The sequence below is a fragment of the Duganella sp. CT11-25 genome (genome assembly GCF_047302815.1).
GTDB lineage: Bacteria > Pseudomonadota > Gammaproteobacteria > Burkholderiales > Burkholderiaceae_D > Rugamonas.
In genome coordinates this window covers 67,437-86,788 of sequence record NZ_JBKBFD010000001.1, presented here as the reverse complement: position 1 = coordinate 86,788, position 19,352 = coordinate 67,437, and the positions used below count along the sequence as shown (strand labels likewise).

17 protein-coding genes are annotated in these 19,352 nt (G+C 63.1%); 3 read left to right on the top strand and 14 right to left on the bottom strand.

Annotated elements, in window-relative coordinates; genetic code table 11:
• Positions 1-72: 72 nt before the first annotated feature.
• Together ACEN9F_RS00265 and ACEN9F_RS00260 are read left to right on the top strand one after the other, a co-directional pair.
• Positions 73-4,614, top strand: a complete 4,542-nt coding sequence (locus ACEN9F_RS00265; RefSeq protein WP_413416649.1) for a response regulator — start codon at positions 73-75, stop codon at positions 4,612-4,614.
• Entirely contained in the window at positions 4,611-5,537 is a 927-nt protein-coding gene (locus tag ACEN9F_RS00260) for a diguanylate cyclase domain-containing protein (RefSeq protein ID WP_413416647.1), read from the top strand. The genes ACEN9F_RS00265 and ACEN9F_RS00260 overlap by 4 nt, the downstream gene beginning before the upstream one ends.
• Before the next feature lie 314 nt (positions 5,538-5,851).
• On the opposite strand, the gene ACEN9F_RS00255 is transcribed toward ACEN9F_RS00260, so the two are convergent.
• The 13 genes from ACEN9F_RS00255 to ACEN9F_RS00195 form a co-directional block, all read right to left on the bottom strand.
• Complete coding sequence (locus tag ACEN9F_RS00255) at positions 5,852-6,946, bottom strand: S41 family peptidase (RefSeq protein ID WP_413416644.1); 1,095 nt, start codon at positions 6,944-6,946, stop codon at positions 5,852-5,854.
• A gap of 18 nt (positions 6,947-6,964) precedes the next feature.
• Positions 6,965-7,717, bottom strand: coding sequence for a LytR/AlgR family response regulator transcription factor (locus tag ACEN9F_RS00250; protein ID WP_413416642.1), 753 nt, complete (start codon positions 7,715-7,717; stop codon positions 6,965-6,967).
• Entirely contained in the window at positions 7,714-8,574 is an 861-nt protein-coding gene (locus ACEN9F_RS00245) for a sensor histidine kinase (protein WP_413416640.1), read from the bottom strand. Before ACEN9F_RS00245 ends, ACEN9F_RS00250 begins: the two co-directional genes overlap by 4 nt.
• A 467-nt stretch (positions 8,575-9,041) precedes the next feature.
• Complete coding sequence (locus tag ACEN9F_RS00240; RefSeq protein WP_413416638.1) at positions 9,042-9,539, bottom strand: hypothetical protein; 498 nt, start codon at positions 9,537-9,539, stop codon at positions 9,042-9,044.
• A gap of 56 nt (positions 9,540-9,595) precedes the next feature.
• Entirely contained in the window at positions 9,596-10,756 is a 1,161-nt protein-coding gene (locus tag ACEN9F_RS00235) for an IS30 family transposase (RefSeq protein ID WP_413416636.1), read from the bottom strand.
• Positions 10,757-10,830: 74 nt separating this feature from the next.
• Positions 10,831-11,172 (bottom strand): hypothetical protein, encoded by a 342-nt coding sequence (locus ACEN9F_RS00230; RefSeq protein WP_413416634.1) that lies wholly within the window; start codon positions 11,170-11,172, stop codon positions 10,831-10,833.
• Between the two features lie 54 nt (positions 11,173-11,226).
• Entirely contained in the window at positions 11,227-11,541 is a 315-nt protein-coding gene (locus ACEN9F_RS00225; protein ID WP_413416632.1) for a hypothetical protein, read from the bottom strand.
• Positions 11,542-12,273: 732 nt separating this feature from the next.
• On the bottom strand, positions 12,274-12,480 hold the full coding sequence (locus ACEN9F_RS00220; protein WP_413416630.1) for a hypothetical protein: 207 nt from the start codon (positions 12,478-12,480) through the stop codon (positions 12,274-12,276).
• A 23-nt stretch (positions 12,481-12,503) separates the two neighbouring features.
• A complete protein-coding gene (locus tag ACEN9F_RS00215; protein WP_413416628.1) occupies positions 12,504-12,716 on the bottom strand; it encodes a DUF6434 domain-containing protein in 213 nt (70 codons plus the stop codon).
• Positions 12,717-12,843: 127 nt separating this feature from the next.
• Positions 12,844-13,296, bottom strand: coding sequence for a MaoC family dehydratase (locus ACEN9F_RS00210; RefSeq protein ID WP_413426920.1), 453 nt, complete (start codon positions 13,294-13,296; stop codon positions 12,844-12,846).
• Positions 13,296-14,435: an acyl-CoA dehydrogenase family protein gene (locus ACEN9F_RS00205; protein ID WP_413416626.1), complete on the bottom strand. Its 1,140-nt coding sequence runs from the start codon at positions 14,433-14,435 to the stop codon at positions 13,296-13,298. The genes ACEN9F_RS00210 and ACEN9F_RS00205 overlap by 1 nt, the downstream gene beginning before the upstream one ends.
• Positions 14,436-14,445: 10 nt before the next feature.
• A complete protein-coding gene (locus ACEN9F_RS00200; protein WP_413416624.1) occupies positions 14,446-15,636 on the bottom strand; it encodes an acyl-CoA dehydrogenase family protein in 1,191 nt (396 codons plus the stop codon).
• A gap of 122 nt (positions 15,637-15,758) precedes the next feature.
• Positions 15,759-16,205: a winged helix-turn-helix transcriptional regulator gene (locus tag ACEN9F_RS00195; RefSeq protein ID WP_413416622.1), complete on the bottom strand. Its 447-nt coding sequence runs from the start codon at positions 16,203-16,205 to the stop codon at positions 15,759-15,761.
• Between the two features lie 82 nt (positions 16,206-16,287).
• Between ACEN9F_RS00195 and ACEN9F_RS00190 the strand changes: the two genes are divergently transcribed.
• The gene (locus ACEN9F_RS00190) at positions 16,288-17,466 is read left to right on the top strand and encodes an MFS transporter (protein WP_413416620.1); all 1,179 of its coding nucleotides are present in this window, start codon (positions 16,288-16,290) and stop codon (positions 17,464-17,466) included.
• 15 nt (positions 17,467-17,481) lie between these two features.
• Here the strand turns inward: ACEN9F_RS00190 and ACEN9F_RS00185 are convergent, their stop codons facing one another.
• Positions 17,482-19,311 carry a family 16 glycosylhydrolase gene (locus ACEN9F_RS00185; RefSeq protein ID WP_413416618.1) on the bottom strand — a complete coding sequence of 610 codons (1,830 nt, stop codon included), beginning with the start codon at positions 19,309-19,311 and terminating at the stop codon, positions 17,482-17,484.
• Between the last annotated feature and the right edge of the window lie 41 nt (positions 19,312-19,352).

Below are 19,352 nucleotides of genomic sequence, written 5' to 3'. Positions count from 1 at the left end.
CTCCTTTCTGAAAACGGCCGCCTCGGCTACTATCGAGCTGCCAGCATCTCCCTGCTCACCAGGACCAAGCGCGTGCCAGAGAAAACCCGCCCCAGCCTGCCCTCCATCCGCTCGCAGATCGCGCTGCTGGTATTGGCGTGCGCGCTGCCGACGGTGATCGGCTTCGGCGCCGTGGTGGGCCAGTTCTACACCCGCGAGCGCAACACGCTGAAGGAAGATACCCAGCAGGCGGCGCGCATGGTGGCGGCGGCCGTCGACCGCGACCTGGTGCAGAGCGAAGGCGCGATCTTCGCGCTGGCCGGCTCGCCCAGCGTGCGCGCCGGCGACATGGGCGCGCTGCGCCTGCAGGCCGGCGCCCTGCTCAGCCCGCAATTCCCCGCATCCCAATTCCTGCTCAGCGACGCCGCCGGCAAGGCCGTGCTGAACGTCGGCGCGCCGCTGCCGGACACGCTCAACCCGGTCAACAACGCCCAACGGCTGGCGCCGCTGTTCCAACATGGCCGGCCGCAGCTGTCGGTGGTGGTGGTCGAGGGCAGCGCGCTGCTGGCGGTGGACGTCCCGGTGTTCGTCGACGGCCGCATCGCCTACGGCATGACCGCGCTGCTCAAGCCAGACCGGCTGGCGCGCATCCTGCAGGATGAGAAAATCAGCAGCGCCCAGGCCATGACGCTGTACGACGGCGACGGCAACATCGTGGCCCAGGCCGGCGGACCACGCTTGCTGCTGGGCCATGCGGCCGATCCGCAGCTGCGCGCGCAACTGCGCCAGGCACCGGAGGCCTTGCTGGAAACCGAGGATGCGAGCGGCACGCCGGTCTACCTGGGCCTGAGCCGCGCGCCGGTCAGCGGCGTCACGGCGGCCATCGCCACACCGCAAGCCCAGGCGCTGGAGGACCTGCTGTCCGCAATCACGCTGATCGCGCTGACGATGGCGGCGGTGCTGCTGGCCGGCTTCTCGCTGGCGTGGTCGGTCGGCGGCCGCATCGCCCGTTCGGTGCGCGACCTGGTCGGTCCGGCCCAGGCGCTGGCCAGCGGCACGCCGTTCACCATGCCGCAGATGACCTTTCGCGAGGCCGAGTCGGTGGCCCAGGCCTTCCAGGCGCTGCAGGGCGATCTGCAGCGCCACCAGCACGAGCTGGAAACCCTGGTCGACGAGCGCACCGCCCAGCTGGAAAAAAACCGCTCGCAGCTGGAGACGCTGTACGCCACCGCGCCGGTCGGGCTGAGCTATGTCGACGCCGAGCTGCGCGTGGTGCGCATCAACGATTACCTGGCCGCGCTGAACTCGCAAAAAGTGGTGGCCCACCTGGGCCGCCATATCGCCGACATGATTCCCGACGACGAGGTGCGCAGCAGCGTGCTGGCCGACTACCGCACCGTGCTGGCCACCGGCCGGCCGCTGACCGGCATCCAGCGCTCCGGCTACCCGGCCGCCTCGCCGCACCAGCTGTGCCACTGGGTGCTGAGCTACTATCCGCAGTTCGGCACCGACGGCAAGATCATCGGCATCACCGGCCTGCTGCTGGACGTGACCGACTACAAGCGGGTCGAGGCCGAGCTGCAGCGTTCGCGCCAGCTGCTCAGCTCGGTCGTGGAAAACATCCCGGCCATGATCTTCCTGAAGCGCGCCGACGACCTGCGCTACGATATGCTGAACCGGCACGGCGTGCTGATGTACGGCGGCACCGGCAGCGAGCAATTCATCGGCAAGCGCGACGACGATTTCGTACCGGCCGAGGAGGCCGACCTCTTCGCCGCCGCCGACCGCCGGGTGCTGGCCTCGGCGCCGGGCGCGGTGACCGAGATCGCCGAGGAGCCGTTCACCCCGCCCAACGGCGAGACGCGCTACCTGACCACCCGCAAGGTGGCGCTGCGCGACGAGCACGGCCGCGCCACCCACGTGCTCGGCATCGCCTTCGACATCACCGAGCGCAAGCAGGCCAAGGAAGCGCTGCGCGCCACCGCCGCCCAGCTGGCGCAGAGCGAGCACTTCGTCCGCACCGTGACCGACAACCTGCCCGGCATGGTGGCCTACTGGGACGCCGGCCTGCGCTGCCGCTTCGCCAACCGCTTCTTCCTCGACTGGCACCACAGGGGCAACTCGCAGATGATGGGCGCCCACATGCCCGACGTGCTGGGCGCGCAGCAGTTCGCCGAGAGCCGGCCGTATGTCGAGGCGGCGCTGGGCGGCGAGCCGCAGGGCTTCGCCAGCCGCCTGCAGTGGCCGTCCGGCGAGATCAGCCACACCTGGGTCAATTACATCCCCGATGTCGACGAAGCGGCGCAGGTGCGGGGCTTCTTTGTGCTAGTCTCCGATGTCACCGAATTGAAGGAAACCGAATTGCATCTGCAGGGCGTGAACGAAGAACTGGTGGTGGCGCGCGACCGCGCCGAAGCGGCCAGCCGCGCCAAGAGCGAATTCCTGGCCAATATGAGCCACGAGATCCGCACGCCGATGAACGCCATCATCGGCCTGGCGCGGCTGCTGGACGAGGCGCAACTGGCGCCGCGCGAGCGCGGCTACCTGGACAAGATCCAGTTCGCCACGCAGTCGCTGCTGAGCCTGGTCAACGACGTGCTGGACTTTTCGCGGGTCGAGGCCGGCCAGCTGGTGCTGGAGCATGCCGGCTTCCAGCTGCAGGACATCCTCGACAGCATCAGCGTCATGCTAAGCGGCAGCGCCAGCGACAAGGGCGTGGAGCTGGTCTACGACATCGCCCCCGATATGCCGGCCGGACTGGCGGGCGACCCGATGCGGCTGCAGCAGGTGCTGCTCAACCTGGTCAGCAACGCCATCAAGTTCACCGCCCGCGGCGAAGTGGTGCTGTCGGTGCGGCTGGCGCCCGACTCGGCCGCGCCGCAGCACGGCCAGCCCCGTGCAGTGCTGGTCGAATTCCGCGTGCGCGACACCGGCATCGGCATCCCGGCCGACAAGCAGGCCGGCATCTTCGACGCCTTCTCGCAGGCCGACAGCGGCACCAGCCGCAAGTTCGGCGGCGCCGGACTGGGGCTGGCCATCTGCCGCCAGTTGGCCGATATGATGGGCGGCGCGATCAGCGTCAGCAGCGAACCGGGACGCGGCTCGGAATTCCTGTTCAGCTGCCCGCTGGAATGCAGCGAAGCGCCGGCCACAGCCGTTGCTGCGATCGCGCCACTGTCGCTGCTGGTAGTCGACGACAACCCCAGCGTTCGCCAGGCGCTGCAGGCGGCCTGCCACAGTTTCGGCTGGCGCTGCGCCTGCGCGGCCGGTGCCGGCCAGGCGCTGGCGCTGCTGCGGGACAGCGTGGACGCCGGCCTCCCCTACGACCTGATGCTGCTCGACCGCGACATGCCCGGCATGGACGGCCCGGCGCTGCTGGCCCACATCCACGCCGATCCGGCGCTGCCGCTGCCGCAGGTGCTGATGATGAGCTCGGAACATCTGGCGGCGCAGGCGCAGCAGGCCGGCGGTACTGGACTGGCCGGGATGCTGTCCAAGCCGCTCAGCCCGGCGCGGCTGCGGCAACGGGTCGCCGCGCTGCTGGACGGCGACGGCGGCGAGGCCGCAAGCCTGGCGTCGCCCGCCCGTTCGCCGCTGCACGGCCGCCTGGCCGGCATGCGTGTCTTGCTGGTGGAAGACAACGAGATCAACCAGGAAGTGGCACAGTACATCCTGCTGCACGCCGGCGCCACGGTGGAGACGGTGTCCAACGGCCAGCTGGCGGTGGCGCTGCTGGCGACGGCGGCGGAGCACTACGACGTGGTGCTGATGGACGTGCAGATGCCCGTCATGAACGGTTACGACGCGACGGCGGCGATCCGCGCCCACGGCCTGCATACGCTGCCGGTGATCGCCATGACCGCCAACGTGCGGGACGACGACCGCCGCCTCGCTGCCGAGGCCGGCATGAACGCCCACGTGGCCAAGCCCATCGACGTGGAAGAACTGATCTCCGTGCTGACCCGGCTGGTGACCATCCGCGATGCCACGCGCGACATGGTGCCGTCGGTGGCGCCGCCGGCACGCTCCCCCGGTGCGGCGGTGCCGCCGACCTCGTCCCTGCCCGGCATCGACGTCGATACCGCGCTGACACGGATGGGCGGCAACTATGAGGCGCTGGTGGCCCTGCTCAGGCGTTTCGAACATTCGCAAGGTGGCACCGTGGCCGAGGTCCGCACACTGATGGCCGCCGGCCTGCCCCAGCAGGCGGCGCAGGCGCTGCACCGGTTGCGCGGCGTGGCCGCCAACCTGGGGGCGACCGAGGTCGCCCGCCTGACCGCCCATGCCGAGGCCGCCCTGCACAATGACGCCGACAGCCTGGCCATGCCGGCCGCCCTCCAGCAGCTGGAGCGGGCGCTGGAGCTGGTCACCCGCACCGCCCGCCAGCTGCGCGCGCCAGAGCAGCAAGTTCCCGCCAGCAACACTCCACCACCCGACTTGGCGCAAAAGCTGGCGGAGTTGCAAAGTTTGCTTCAGAATAACAACCTGAAAGCACTTGAACACTTCGAGGCCCTGCGCCCCGCCCTGCTGGAGGCGGACCAGGCGCGGGCGCTGACGGAAGCGGTCGAATCCCTGAATTTCAAAGCCGCGCATAAAATGGTGGAAAAAATGTTGCAGCGAAAGGAAAGTGCATGAGTTGGACCGACCTCGCCAGGAATGGACGCATCCTTCTGGTGGATGACGCGATGGAGAACATCCAGATCCTGCACCATGCGCTGCGCGACGAGCACGAAGTGCTGTTTGCGCTGGACGGTGAAAAGGCGCTGCAGATCGCGCTGGAACAGCAGCCCGACCTGATCCTGCTGGACGCGGTCATGCCCGGCATGGACGGCTACGCGGTGTGCGCCGAGCTGCGCAGCTCGCCGCGTTTGCAGGACATCCCGGTCATCTTCGTCACCGCGCTGAGCCAGCCGGAAGACGAGACGCGCGCGCTGGAAGCGGGCGCGGTCGACTTCATCAGCAAGCCGTTCAACGTAGCCGTGGTGCGCGCCCGCGTGCGCAGCCAGTTGACCATCAAGCGCCAGGCCGACGCCATGCGCGAACTGAGCATGACCGACGGCCTGACCGGCGTGGCCAACCGCCGCAGCTTCAACGACACCGTCGACGCCGAATGGCGGCGCTGCGCGCGCGCCGGGCTGCCGCTGTCAGTGATCATGATCGACATCGACCACTTCAAGCTCTACAACGATCATTACGGCCACCAGTCCGGCGACACCTGCCTGCAGCAAGTGTGCGCGGCAATGAAGCGCTGCGCCACGCGGCCGCAGGATCTGCTGGCCCGCTACGGCGGCGAGGAATTCATCCTGCTGCTGCCGCAGGAAGGACTGGAAGGCACCGAGGTGGTGGCCAGGCGCATTCTGGAAGAAGTGAGCAAGTTGGCGATCCCGCATGCGACCTCGACCACGGCGACGCATGTGACGGTCAGCCTCGGCCTGGCCAGCGTACTGCCGCCGCCCGACAGCGGCGACGCCAGCGCGCTGATACGCGCCGCCGACGCCAACCTCTACCGTGCCAAGCAAACCGGCCGCAACCGGTACTGCGTCAGCCTGGAGGGATAGCCCTAAAACCCGGCCGGCTGCCCTTCGGATCACATCCCGCTCGACTGCGTATTCGCCCGTTGCCATACACGTCTCGTCAAACAGGCAGCCGCTGCCGCCCGCCCCTATATAGTCGGAAGTTCGACTCGGAATATTCTTCGCATGTAGTCGACAAGCATGTATATTGCGCCACTCGAGGCGAAGCCAGATATTCGTCTGACTTGCACATTCCAGGAGCCTCTCTTTAGATCAGCGGCACAAGGGAGAGCCACAAAGAAAAATTCGTCTCAGAAGCCGTCGTCCGTGCCGGCTTCAAGGATGGCAAGGCCGATCGATTAACGCTCGCCCCTGAGGATATAGACTGGTTTCTCGGTTTCTCCCTTCTCCACCATGGTGAGAAGGCGTTGCAGTTCCGTGCGCTCGTCGCCCTCCTTTGCGGATGACACCAGGTTGCGCAGGATGGCGACATGCGCCGCCTGCAGCGCCTGCGCTGCAGGCACAGCGACGTCCGGTTTCACGCCGACATGCTCCCAGTTGGTTTTAGTGACGAAATTGGTCATGCGCGCCGTCGGGATCGAGACCGCGATGTCGTGTCCCAAGCTGTACCAGCTAATGGGATTGGACGCGCCGACGGTGGTTTCGCCGACCAAGGTACCACGCTTCAGCACCTGGAAGTCATAGGCGCAGTCCTCGGCGGCGGAACCTGTCCGAGCCGAGATCAGCACATATACGGGCTTGTCGTAACGCTGCGCGAACGTCGGCACGGTCCAGACCTGCCGCGTCGTGTTGGTCGGGCGATCATAGATATCGATCAGGTGGTGCGCGTCGCCCGCCGGGAGGAAATGACTCATCAGGTAAGCCACGCTGGCCGGGTCGCCGCCGCCGTTGCGGCGCAGGTCGAGGATCAGCGCATCCGTGCCCGCCAAGAGCGACATCGCCGCCGTGTACGCCGCGCCGACGAATTCCACGCCGGCGAAGCGGCGCAACTCGATGTAGCCGACGTTGCCGGGAAGGCGTTCGATCTTCTCGATGTCATAGCCGCGCCGCGCGGCCGCGTTACGCCATTCGTCTATCTTGGCGCGGCTCGGTGGCTCCTCGGTACCGCTGGCCTCCCTGAAGCCCTCGTAACGCCCGGCGCTGAAATGCATGTCGCCGCTGAATTCGCGTAAGTCCTTCTTCAGCGCCTCACTGAACGCCGTCGCGCTGGCGGCGGCCGCATAGCCTCCTTCGGCATTTTTTCTGATGATCGCGCTGCCGATCCGTTCGGCCTTTGTTGGCTCGATGTAATTCGCGTTGATTTTCGCCGCCAATGTCTGCGCAATCGCAGCGCGATCGGACGCGTTCAACGCGGTGTCCTCCGCCGCGAAGGCGGGAAACGACAACAGCGCGCCCAGCACAACAGATGCAACCAACTTCTTGCTATCTAACATATATTCCTCCAGGTTCGACTATGAATCGGTTTTTGCGTTGAGGTGTTGCAGCGCCTCCGTCAGCGCCGGCATGTAGGAGCGGCTGGCGCGCAGCACACTGCCGTCGCGCAGGCGCAGCATGGCGTCCCGGTTGGTCAGCGAACGCAGTTCGGCGATCATGTCCAGCCGCACGATGGCCGAGCGGTGCACGCGGTGGAACTGGCGCGGATCGAGCTGCATGGCCAGGTTGTGCAGGCGTTCCCGCACCAGCCAGGTCTTGCCGTTCGCATGCAGGGAGGCGTAGTCGCCGTCGGCCTCGATGCGCTCGACGTCGGCCACCGGCACCAGCACCGTGCGCGATCCCACACGCACGCTGAAGCTGCGCATTGTCGTTGCCGCCGGTGCTGCGGCACGACTTGGGCAGCGGTAGGGGAACGCCTGCTGCGCGCGGTCCAGGGCTTCGTCGAAGCGCTCGTCATCGACCGGCTTGAGCAGGTAATCGAGGACGGCCAGTTCGAACGCTTGCAGGGCGAAGCCTTCGTAGGCGGTGAGCAGGATCGTCATCGGCCGCTGCGCCGGCGGCAGTGCGGCCAGCACGTCGAGTCCACTCTTGCCCGGCATCTCGACGTCGACGAACGCCAGGTCGGGCTTCAGCGTCACAATCCCTTGGTAAGCGCTGTCGCCGTCGCCGAATTCCCCCACCAGCTCAAAGGCGCCGCGCTGCGCCAGCCTGAGCTTGACCGCCAGCCTGGCCAGCGGCTCGTCGTCGACGATCACCACCCTGATCTTCATGCCGTCACCTCGATGCCGCGCAGCGGCATGGAAATCTGCACGTGGAAGCGGCCGTCCGGACGCCAACCTGCATCCACCCCTTGCTCCGCGCCGTATAGGTGGCGCAGGCGTTCCCGGACGTTGGCCAGGCCGATGCCGCTCCCCTTTTGCGCCGACGGCTGGCCGTCGTTCTGCACGCCGATGAGCAGGCGCGTGCCGGCGCGCTCGACCAGAATATCGAGCTGGCCGGGCACGGCCAGCGGCGCGATGCCGTGGCGGATCGCATTCTCGACCAGCGGCTGCAGCATGAGGTAAGGCACGATGCTGCCCAGCAGGTCGGGGCCGGTTTTCATCGTCAGGCGCAGGCGCTCGCCGAGGCGCGCTTTTTCGATGGCCAGGTAGGCGTCGAGCAGGGCCAGTTCATCGGCCAGCGCATGCTCGTGGCGGCCATCATGCGCCAGGGTGGCGCGCAGGAAGTCGGCCACGCACGCGAGCATGCGGTTGGCTTCACGGTTGGACTGGGCCGACACCAGCGCTGAGATCGCGTTAAGCGAGTTGAACAGGAAGTGCGGATTGACCTGCAGGCGCAGCGCGCGCAACTCGGCGTCGCGGGCCGCGCTTTGCGCCTGGGCCAGATGCAGGCGAACCTGTTGCAGCGACAGGTAATAGGCCGCCACCGCATGGACCGCGCAGAACGCGACCAGCGCCAGCCAACAGCTATCCAGGCCCCGGGCCAGATATTCCCATTGGTAGCCCGTCTCCCGTCCGATCGCGATCCCAAAGCTCTGTCCCAGAAAGGCGTTCGTAATCGCCATGGCATAGGTGGTCGCCAGCAGTATCGATCCCATGCGCAGCCAGGACCAATCGCGACGCCACATGGCCCGCTGAAGCAGCGTCAGCGGAATAAGCCATAGCAGGCAGGCGACCAGGAACAGCGTACGAAAGGCTACGATATAGTGATCACTGACGGCGGGTAGGCCCAGAATGACCATGCAGGCTGATACCGGCAGTGCGGCCAGCGCGGGAACGAACAAAGGGGTTTCGACTTTCACGCGGGGTTTCCAGAAATACAATTCTGCAATTGTAGCGTTTCAATCACCCAACGAATAGAAAGCAATACCCGCATGGAAGGTCAAGAAGTAGGGAAGCCTTGACTTTAGGTGATGGCCTGGCGGCGGTCGAGTCAATTGCGGCGACCCGTGCATATATTGCGGCGAGTCGGTCGGAGATTGGGGTAAGGGACACGTGAGCCAACGCAGCTTTTAGTTTAGGTCAGTGTGATTGAGGACCACGAACGTCTGCAGCCGGCTGTTGTCGCCCCATTGCAGCCGGTCGCGACTTTAAGCTACTCTAAATATGGAGCCTCACCCTGAGGGACAGGATACGAATAACTATATTTCCCCGTCCGCAGCCGGGCTGCAATATTGGTCGGGGCCGCCAATACTCCAATATACGATTTTCGATATTCGCCAACAAGCGGGCCGACATGCTTGCTTTTTGTATTGGGAGACCATACCCACCAATCGTCCGACGATGCGAGTTCAGGATTGCCGTAGTCGTTAGTATCCCGAAATAATACATGGGAGTGCTCGACGGGCAATGCATTACCCACATGCTTCCAAAGTTGCATTTTAAGACCAAGTGTCACTGTGGTAATTGCAAAGAACTCAACCGGTTGACTAATTACAGCGGCAATTTCAATTGGAGAGCCTTCAAAGTTCCCGACAAAGGCGGCAATCATATTACCACCCAGCTGGCTACTGTCATTACCGAGATATTGAAAATACCGATTCCCTTTCTCTGCCTCGACAAGAAAAACATCACCTATCTTCGTGCGCTTCATACAACTGGTCTTCCACAAGTTTTAAGGTCGGCTTCTGGCCGTTGACGGTTGCGGATTCAATCGGTCAATGCAACACATCGTTCGAATCGTTGTGCTGGAGTTTCATAGTCTAACGTCTTTCTGGGGCGACCGTTCAGTCGGTTCGCCACCGCATCGAGCTGACCTTGTGAGTAGCCCGACAGATCGAGACCCTTTGGAAAATACTGTCGAAGAAGTCCGTTGGTGTTTTCATTTGAACCGCGCTGCCAAGGATTTTTCGGATCGCAGAAATAGACTTGGATATCGGTCGCCAACTTAAATCGTTTGTGATCAGCGAGCTCTTTTCCTCTATCCCAAGTAAGGGATTTGTAAAGTTCCTGCGGCAGTTTCATGGCATGCTGGATCAATGCGTCCACGACGGTTTGCGTGTCTTTGCCCGCGACCTTGACCAGCATAACGTAGCGCGTCTGGCGCTCGACGAGCGTCGCGATTTGACTGTTATGGCTGCCGAACAGCAGATCGCCTTCCCAATGCCCGGGGACCGCCCGGTCCTCCACAGAGGCGGGGCGCTCGCTAATCGATATGGCATTCTTGATCCTGCCGTGGTCATCCGTCTTCTGAGTATGATGACGGGAGCGGCGCATGGCGCGGGTCCGGCGTAGATGCTCAAGAAGCTCCTTCTTCAGCGCGCCGCGCGCCTGGATGTAGAGGCTGCGGTAAATCGTCTCGTGCGACACGTGATACCCCTCCGAACTTGGGAAGATGTGCTTGAGCCATCCAGCAATCTGCTCGGGCGACCACTCGAGTTGGAGCTTGCCGGCGACCAGCTCGGCCAGTTCCTGACTCTCGGCCAGCTTACAACGTTTGGGGCGACGCGCCTGATCCCAAGCATGCTGATCCGCCTGGACTGCGCGATATGCCGCGCGGCCACCGTTGCGATTGATTTCTCTGCTGACGGTCGACGGCGCGCGCCGTAGGCGCCGCGCGAGTGCGCGCACTGATTCCCCTGTGACGACCGACCGCGATATTTCTTCGCGTTCAGATAGCGTCAGAGCCCGCACGGATCGGCAACGCTGGGCTGGACGTATGCCGCCTGTCTCTGCAAAAATATGTTGGATCGATGAGTGGTTTCGATCGAACAACTGCGCAATCATCTGAAGGGAGTCACCTTGCTTCCAACGATCCCACATCAGAGCCTTCTGGCTTTCAGTGTAATAGATCCGGGGTCTCTGTTTCATGATCAACACTCCTCATGCTTATGCATTTAGGTTAGAGTGTTGCGACCACCGATTGAATCCGCAGTCGAAAGACGTCAGACAAAAACAAAAGCAGCAATCATGGCTACCACCATAACGCTACCGACGAGACCTATCTCCAAAATGCGCATTCTTGGCCTTGGTTTTTCGATTTTAAAGTAGCCTATCAAGCCTAACAAACTACCGACGGCAGAAAATGCGCCGCCAGCTACAATGCAAAGTGCGAGCAACGCGACCATGCCGGTCCCGCAAACGAAACCGCCATTGACAGATTGTTCCTTGGCCCATTGTGAGAATAGCCAATTCTGATACGCGAAGTAGACCATTGGTGCAAGGGATGCAGTCCCTAGCATTAGTGACCAGAATCGCAAAGATTTCATTGAGTTAAAAGTTCTCATCAAAAAAACTCATTTTTTACACTCGCCTGACCGGCGGCTCCTGGCCGGTTGAAGTCAACGCGTGCAATCCCAAATTTCAAAAACATCACCCAAGCATTCTTGAAGTGATTGAAGTAGACTTGCCGAGTCAGTCTCAAAGCGCTGTCGCTCCTTATCAGACCACGGTGAAGGATCAGATGGATAGTTCCAGCCAATGGACGTATCAAAGCGAACAATCAGTTCTTCTGCTTGCGACTTGAGCGCCGATGAAATCTCAAGACTGTCCAACTCAACTGCATATCCAAATTTATCGATGGCCAGTTCATTCTCCGACCAAAGACAGATGCCAGAGCCTGGATCAAAAAAGTATCGGAGTTTAAAAGTTTCCATTTGGGGAGAGAAATTTTATGTCGGCTCTTGGCCGGATACGGCCGCCATTAAGCGCAAGAGAAGACAACTGTCGCCTTTGGATAATTTCCTAGTATGTACGGCCCGGGGTTCTCTGTTGTGGATATTAATTTAAATGCTTTGCCTAGACTCGTGCACTTTGTAGTCGCCTCAGCAATTGCTTCGGCCAACAACGGCTCACGGCCACTGGGAAAAGCCCCAGCTTGGCGAGACACTACGAAAGTGTCGCTGCCCGCTGCAATTGGACCTGTGCTGGAGGTTGCACATCCAACAAGAGATAACGCTGCCACCAATGGAAGAGCAAATTTCATTCTTTTCCCCAAAATCTGAAACATCATTATTGCTCAATGTGAACATTAGCCAGTGGCGCCTTCTGGCCGGTTACGGCCTATCCAAAAATTCTGGTGTGCCAATACATCTGCGGAGAAGCAAACCATGCTTCGTTTCTGGCGCTTCTAAATTGGGCAAGCTGCTTCATGGGTATCTGATATCGAGAGAATAGCGCTACCAAGTCCCTTAGCGACGCCTGACTCAGATTCGATGATTTCACCACAAGAGTATCTTGCTCCCATCGTAGGATGCCAGGTATCTGCACAGCCCACTCGAACAAATGCCGCTCATCAAGCTGAGAGCCGAACGTAACGCCAGAACAATCGAGTCGAACCATTAATTGTACCTATTTCGAGGGGCCGCTTGTGGCCGATTACTGTCATCTCACCAAAATGGAAGAAAGCTGTGCCGGCGAATTTTCTTAATATCAGAAGCCTGAAAAGGCAAATGGCCCTCACCATTGGCATCACCTGCGCGACCAGTGATGCACCAACCTTCACGAATGACGAGCTTCTTCAGAACAATTCCGTCATGCAGCTTCACGTCCACGTAGCGGCTATCCAGGCCGACCAGTCCTAACTGGCGCTGCATTGACCGATTGAATCTGCAGTCGGCTACAGACGGCCACTACGACGCTTCCATTCGGCCACTACATCGCCCATATTTTTTGCGAGTCCATTACGCATCCAGGCCATCAGTTCGCGGTCAAATTTGAAATCTGCCCCGCACTGATTGGAGAGAAACCGTCGAACGTTTTGCGTGTTCTTGTAGTCGGAGTCGATTTCAGTTGCGAGCGATATCGTCCCGCCGTGCCAATCAAATTTCATATTCAAACTCCGTGGGCCTATCGAACCGCGAACGGCAGCGCCTAACCGTACTCGGCACGATGAGCAGGATATCATCTTGCCCAAATGAAAAGCTCACAAATTCCCACATCGCTGTGGGATTGCATCCCTAATACCGGCGCATGACGAACTCGGCGACGCAGACCGGCTTGTCGCCGCCTTCGCGCTCGATCACCACGCCCCAGACGATTTGCGCGCCGCCGGCAATGTCTTCGATCGACTGGATCGTCAGCCGCGCCCGCACCCGGCTGCCGACCGGCACCGGCGCCGGAAAGCGTACCTTGTTGAGGCCGTAGTTCAGTCCCATCGTCATGTCGACCATGTGCAGCGCGTTGACCAGCAGTGCCGGCAGCAGCGACAGCGTCAGGAAGCCGTGCGCCACCGTACCGCCGTAAGGCGATTCGCGCCGCGCCCGCTCGGTGTCGGTGTGTATCCACTGATGGTCGCCGGTGGCGTCGGCGAACAGGTCGATCCGCTGCTGGCTGATCTCGACCCAGTCCGACACCGCCACCTCATTCCCCACTTCGGCCTTCATGGCCTCCAGGTTGGCGAAGCTGCGCATCATGAATGCTGCTGGAAACCGCGCTGGGCGATGAAGCGCTCCAGGTGATGGTCGACATCGCCCAAAGTCAGCTCGATCATGGTCAGCCGCTTGAAGTGATGCGCGGCCGGCAGCTCGTCCGTCACGCCCATGCCGCCGTGCAGCTGCACCGCCTGCTGGCCGACGAACTTGGCCGCCTGCCCCACCCGCACCTTGGCCGCCGAGACCACCTTGCGGCGCTCTTCGGTATCGCCGCAGGACATGCGCGCGGCGGCCAGCATCGCCATCGAGCGCGCCTGCTCCAGGTGGATGAACATATCGGCCATGCGGTGCTGCAGCGCCTGGAAGCCGCCGATCGGCGTGCCGAACTGTTTGCGGGTTTTCAGGTAGTCGAGCGTGGCGGCGAAGATCGCGTCCATTGCGCCGACCGCTTCCGAGCACAGCAGGCTGGCGCCGTAGTCGGCCGCTTCGTCCAGCATCTCCCAGCCGCCGCCCATCTTGCCCAGCAGCGCGGACGCCGGCACGGCGACGTGGTGGAATTGCACCGTTGCCGCGCGCTGGCCGTCGATGGTCCGGTAGTCGCGCACCGTGACGCCCGGCGTGTCGGCCGGCACCACGAACAGACTGATGCCGTTGGTGTCGCGCTGGGTGCCGGCGCTGCGCGCCGAGACGATCAGCGCACCGGCCTGGCCGCCGTGGATCACGACGGTCTTGGTGCCGTCGATGCGGTAGCCTTCGCCGTTGATGCTGGCGATGGTCTTGATGTCGGCCAGGTCATGGCGCGAATGCTTTTCGCCCAGCGCGCAAGCCAGCTTGAGCTTGCCCTCGGCGACGTCCTGCAGCAGGTGGTACTGGTTACCGGCCAGCTTGAGGAACTGCGCGCCCCACACGGTGGCGAAGTACGGCTCGACCACCAGGCCGCGACCCAGCTCCTGCATCACCAGCAGCATGTCGACCGCGGTGCCGTCGAAGCCGCCCTGCGCTTCCGGCACCGGCAAGGCCGTCATGCCCAGCTCGACCAGCGTATCCCACGCCACATCCGACACGCCCGAAGCGGAGTGGATGATGCGGTGGCGCACGTCGAAGCCGTAATCCTTGTCTACCCAGCGGCGCAGCGCATCGGCGAACTGCTGCTGCTCTTCCTTGAAGTTGAAATCCATCGCCGTCCCCTTACAGTCCCAGGATCATCTGGGTGATGATATTTTTCTGAATCTCGTTCGAGCCGCCGTAGATCGACGTCTTGCGGAAATTGAAGTAGTAGCCGGCCAGCGGCGCGGCGGCGTCGTCGCCGGTGACGGCGTGGTCGGCCTTGCCTTCGAGGTAGTCGGTGTCGAAGGCCAGCGCGTCCGGCCCCAGCGCTTCGACCATCAGCTCGGTCAGCATCTGCTGGATCTCGGAGCCGCGCACCTTCAGCATCGACGCTTCAGGGCCGGGAGCGTGCGATTCCTTGGTGATCACGCGCAGCACCGTGGTTTCCAGCGCCATCAGTTCAATTTCGAGATTCGCCACTTTGGCGGCGTAGACCGGGTCTTGCAGCAGCGGCTTGCCGTGCTTGTAGTGCTCGGAGGCGATCCGCTTCAGGAACAGCAGTTCGCGCTTGGAGCGGCCAACCGCCGCGATGCCGGTACGCTCGTGGCCCAGCAGATACTTGGCGTAGGTCCAGCCCTTGTTTTCCTGGCCAATCAGGTTTTGTACCGGCACCTTGACGTTGTCGAAGAAGACTTCGTTCACCTCATGGTCTTCGTCCAGCATGATGATCGGACGCACGGTGATGCCCGGCGTTTTCATGTCGATCAGCAGGAAGGAGATGCCCTCCTGCTTGCGTACGGTGGAGTCGGTGCGGACCAGGCAGAAGATCATGTCGGCGTGCTGGCCCAGCGTGGTCCAGGTCTTCTGGCCGTTGACGATGTAGTGGTCGCCGGAACGCTCGGCGGTGGTTTTCAGCGAGGCCAGGTCGGAGCCGGAGCCCGGTTCGGAATACCCCTGGCACCACCAGTCGTCGCAATTCAGGATGCGTGGCAGGTAGTGGGCTTTCTGCGCGTCGTTGCCGAAGGCCATGATGACCGGCGCCACCATGTTGACGCCGAACGGCAGGATGGGCGGCGTGCCGGCGCGGGCGCACTCTTCTTCCCAGATGTGGCGCTGGGTGGCGCTCCAGCCCGGGCCGCCGTGCTCGACCGGCCATGCCGGTGCGGCCCAGCCCTGGCGGGCGACGATCTGGTGCCAGCGGACGTAGTCCTGGCGGCCCAGACGCAAATGGTTGCGGACCTTTTTCTGCAGGTCGCTCGGCAGGTTGGCGTCGAGGAATGCCCGCACCGTGTCGCGGAACGCCAGGTCCGCAGCCGTGTAAGTCAAATCCATGCTGTCTCCTTATTTTTTTGAACTGACCTAAAAAAGCACGATCGTTCAAATAATTGTACCCCTAAAGCCTGATTGATTGTGGCATTTTTAAAGGGCGACAGAATGGCGGGCTTTGTTCACTTTTAACTAATTTTCTTTACCCGGGTGTCGCTTGCCTTCAACACGCCGCCCTCGCGGTCGTGCGGCAGCATGGCGGCCACCGGCTTGCCGCTGGCGGTTTCGAGCAGTACCGAGTGCGGCTCGCCCTTGGCGAACAGATGCCGCTCGCCCCACTGCCGCAGCGCGACCACCACCGGGAACAGATGCTCGCCCTTGGCCGTCAGCACGTATTCCTGGTAGGAGGTGCCGTCTGAAGCGGGCTGGACAGCGAGTATGCCCTCCTCCACCAGCGCGCCCAACCGGTCGGACAGGATGTTGCGCGCCACGCCCAGGTTGCGCTGGAAATCGCTGAAGCGGCGGATGCCGTCGAAGGCGTCGCGCACGATCAGCATCGACCAGCGGTCGCCCACCAAGTCCAGCGAGCGCGCCACCGGGCAGGCATTGTCCTGCATTGTCTTTCGTTTTGCCATGTGCGCCACCTTGAGTTAACTGGTTGCAGTTTAAAACCAGAATCGCTACACTACAACCAGTTTTAATTTGAAACCACTTTATATGCAACCCATGCCCCGTTCCCTCGTGGCGCTGTTTGCCTGCGCCAGCGGACTCAGTGTCGCCAATGTTTATTACGCCCAGCCGCTGCTTGATGCGCTGGCCCTGGATTTCTCCATCAGCCGCGCGGCCGTCGGCGGCGTCATCACCGCGACCCAGCTGGGCAGCGTGCTGGCCCTGCTGCTGCTCGTGCCGCTGGGCGACCTGGTGCACCGGCGCCGCTTGATGCTGGCCCAGCTGCTTGCGCTGGTGGCGGCGCTGGCCAGTGTCTGCGCGGCCGGATCGGCCACGGCGCTGATGCTCGCCATGCTGGCGGTCGGCATGCTGGGCACGGCCATGACGCAGGGCCTGATCGCCTATGCGGCCACCGCCTCCGCCGAATCCGAGCGGGGGCGCGTGGTCGGCGCCGCGCAAGGCGGGGTGGTGGCGGGGCTGCTGCTGGCGCGCGCACTGGCCGGGCTGATCGCCGACATCTCCGGCTGGCGCAGCGTGTACGGCTGTTCGGCCTTGGCCATGCTGGCGATGGCCGCCCTGCTTTGGCGCACGCTGCCGACGCAGGCTCCGGCGTTGCAGCGGCTGACGTATCCGCAGTTGATTGCGTCGATGTTCACGTTGCTGCGGAGCGACCACGTGCTGCAGGTGCGCGGCACGATCGCCTTGCTGATGTTTGCCGCGTTCAGCATCCTGTGGAGCGCGCTGGTGCTGCCGCTCAGCGCGCCACCCTACAGCTATTCACATGCGGCGATCGGCGCTTTCGGCCTGGTTGGACTCGTCGGCACGCTGGCGGCGGCACGCACCGGGCACTGGGCCGATCGCGGCTGGGCGCAGCGCACTTCGGCCGGCGCGCTGTTCATGCTGTTGCTGTCCTGGCTGCCACTGGCATGGGGCACGGTGTCGCTGGCGGCGCTGATCGCCGGCATCCTGATGCTGGACCTGGCCGTGCAGGCGCTGCAGGTCACCAATCAAAGCATGATCTTTCGCGGGCATGCCGGATCGCATAGCCGGCTGGTGGGCTGCTACATGATGTTTTACGCGGTCGGCAGCGGTGGCGGCGCGATTGCGGCGACGACTGTCTACGATGTGGCGGGATGGCGTGGCGTGTGCTGGCTGGGCGCGACGGTCAGCCTTGCGGCGCTGCTGTTCTGGGCGGTGACATTGGAAAAACGGCCGCCACCTCAGTGACGGCCGTTTGGGCTCCTAGTGCATCGTGTAGGTCTGCTGCGCGGTGTCTACCGCGTAGTTATGGGCGGTATCCCAATAGGTGAAGCTGTAGCGCACCACGTCGCCGATCGCCAGGCCGCTGGCGGTGTAGCTGTTGACGCCGGATGCTTGCGTCATGCGCACGTTCATCTGGCCGCCGTTGTTGACGGTGTAGTGCACGTCGGCCCAGCTGGTCGAGTTCAGCGAGAACTTCAGCATCGTCGCGCTGGTTTGCGAGACGGCTGGTGCCGGGGTTGGTGTCGGCGTAGGTGTCGGCGTTGGAGTAGGTGTCGGCGTTGGCGTCGGAGTGGGTGTCGGCGTCGGGGTAGGCGTAGGAGTCGGCGTTGGGGTCGGCACGCCGGTGTCCCAGATGATGTCGTCGATCGCCATCTGGAACGCCGAGGTCGGCAAGGCCGCGCCATCGCTGGCGATCTGGAACACGTCCACCATCGATTGCAGCGCGACCAGCGGGCCGGCCAGGTCGGCGACCGGGATGGTGGCGGTGCCCCAATCGCCGTTGCGCACCAGGCCGTAGGTGGTGGCGTTGGCCGGGAACTTGACCGAGTTCTGGTTGGTGTAGGTGTCGCCGATGCCGACCGTGAAGGCGACATTGGCCGGGATCTTGATCTTGAGCTTCATGGTGCCGTTGCGGAAACCGCTCATGTCGCGCACCGCGCGCGACTGCACGCTGCCGCCGAACCACTGGCCCGGCGTGTTGTAGCTCCACGACATCGAGTTGCTGCCCTCATACGGCGGCAAGGTGCCGGCCGAGACCGAGGCGTTGTTCCACACAAAGATGTCGGAAGTGCTGCCCGCCACCAGCTTGTTGTTGACCACGGTGTTGTCGGTGAACACGCCGAACTTGCCCACTTCCGGCACGGTCTGGTTGCCGAGCTTGACCGAGCCCTTGCCGTCCAGCTGGTAGACGCGCACATAGTCGACGTACATGGTGCCCGGCAGCGGCGCGGTGACCTGGGCCGGGGTGGCGGCGTCGGTGAAGTTGCCGCCGACGGCCAGGTTGAACAGCAGGTAGAACGGCGATTGCAGCGCGGTCGAGTTGACCGGCAGCGGGCTGTTGTACATATCGTATTCGAGGCCGTTGTCGATCACCGTGAAGCGCATCTGCGACTCGGTCCAGTAGAAGCGGTAGATGACGAAGCGGTTGGCCAGCGACTGGGTCGGGATGTACCAGTTCTTGGTCTGCCACGCGGTCGAGGCGGCGCAGCTCTCGTTGCCCGGCACGCAGGCGGCCTGCTGCCAGGTGATCACGTTGGCGCCGGTGAAGTTGTCGATCCCCGGCGTCGGCGAGGCGGCGGCGCGGCTGCTGGCCTTGTGGCCCATTTCCATGATGTCGATCTCGCCCTTGCGCGGCCACACCTGCGGGCTGGTGCCCAGCATCCACGCGGCGGGCCACAGGCCGGTGCCCAGCTGCGGCGTGGCGATGCGCATCTCCACCATGCCGTACTGCACCTGGACCTTGTTGGCCGAGTCGATCTTGCCGGAGGTGAAGACGTTGCTGCCGATGGTCTGGTTTTGCGCCTTGATCGCCAGCGCGCGGGTGCTGGACTCGAACGGCACGTTGACGATGGAGAGATTGTTGGGGCTGTAGTATTCCAGCTCCTGGTTGCCGTAGCCGCACAGGCCGATCTGGCAGCCGTTGCCGTCGTAGGTGTTCCACAGGGTCGTGTTCAGCGTCGCGCCATTGAATTCATCGGACCACAGCAGCGTGCCGATGACGGGACTGGTGACGCTGGCCGATGCCGGCACGCCATACGCCAGCACGATACTGGCGGCAACGGCGGACAGTACGAATTTCTGTTTTTTCACAATGACTCCTCGTATCCAAACTTCCTCATATTCGGATCGGA

Excerpts from the sequence above, each read along its gene's own strand:
- ACEN9F_RS00240 (WP_413416638.1), bottom strand. The coding sequence starts at position 9,539 with ATGAAGCGCACGAAGATAGGTGATGTTTTTCTTGTCGAGGCAGAGAAA.
- ACEN9F_RS00225 (WP_413416632.1), bottom strand. The coding sequence starts at position 11,541 with ATGGAAACTTTTAAACTCCGATACTTTTTTGATCCAGGCTCTGGCATC.
- ACEN9F_RS00190 (WP_413416620.1), top strand. The coding sequence starts at position 16,288 with ATGCAACCCATGCCCCGTTCCCTCGTGGCGCTGTTTGCCTGCGCCAGC.
- ACEN9F_RS00205 (WP_413416626.1), bottom strand. The coding sequence starts at position 14,435 with ATGGATTTCAACTTCAAGGAAGAGCAGCAGCAGTTCGCCGATGCGCTG.
- ACEN9F_RS00250 (WP_413416642.1), bottom strand. The coding sequence starts at position 7,717 with ATGAAGATCAGGGTGGTGATCGTCGACGACGAGCCGCTGGCCAGGCTG.
- ACEN9F_RS00245 (WP_413416640.1), bottom strand. The coding sequence starts at position 8,574 with ATGTGGCGTCGCGATTGGTCCTGGCTGCGCATGGGATCGATACTGCTG.
- ACEN9F_RS00235 (WP_413416636.1), bottom strand. The coding sequence starts at position 10,756 with ATGAAACAGAGACCCCGGATCTATTACACTGAAAGCCAGAAGGCTCTG.
- ACEN9F_RS00210 (WP_413426920.1), bottom strand. The coding sequence starts at position 13,296 with ATGCGCAGCTTCGCCAACCTGGAGGCCATGAAGGCCGAAGTGGGGAAT.
- ACEN9F_RS00215 (WP_413416628.1), bottom strand. The coding sequence starts at position 12,716 with ATGAAATTTGATTGGCACGGCGGGACGATATCGCTCGCAACTGAAATC.
- ACEN9F_RS00260 (WP_413416647.1), top strand. The coding sequence starts at position 4,611 with ATGAGTTGGACCGACCTCGCCAGGAATGGACGCATCCTTCTGGTGGAT.
- ACEN9F_RS00200 (WP_413416624.1), bottom strand. The coding sequence starts at position 15,636 with ATGGATTTGACTTACACGGCTGCGGACCTGGCGTTCCGCGACACGGTG.
- ACEN9F_RS00230 (WP_413416634.1), bottom strand. The coding sequence starts at position 11,172 with ATGAGAACTTTTAACTCAATGAAATCTTTGCGATTCTGGTCACTAATG.
- ACEN9F_RS00195 (WP_413416622.1), bottom strand. The coding sequence starts at position 16,205 with ATGGCAAAACGAAAGACAATGCAGGACAATGCCTGCCCGGTGGCGCGC.
- ACEN9F_RS00255 (WP_413416644.1), bottom strand. The coding sequence starts at position 6,946 with ATGTTAGATAGCAAGAAGTTGGTTGCATCTGTTGTGCTGGGCGCGCTG.
- ACEN9F_RS00220 (WP_413416630.1), bottom strand. The coding sequence starts at position 12,480 with ATGCAGCGCCAGTTAGGACTGGTCGGCCTGGATAGCCGCTACGTGGAC.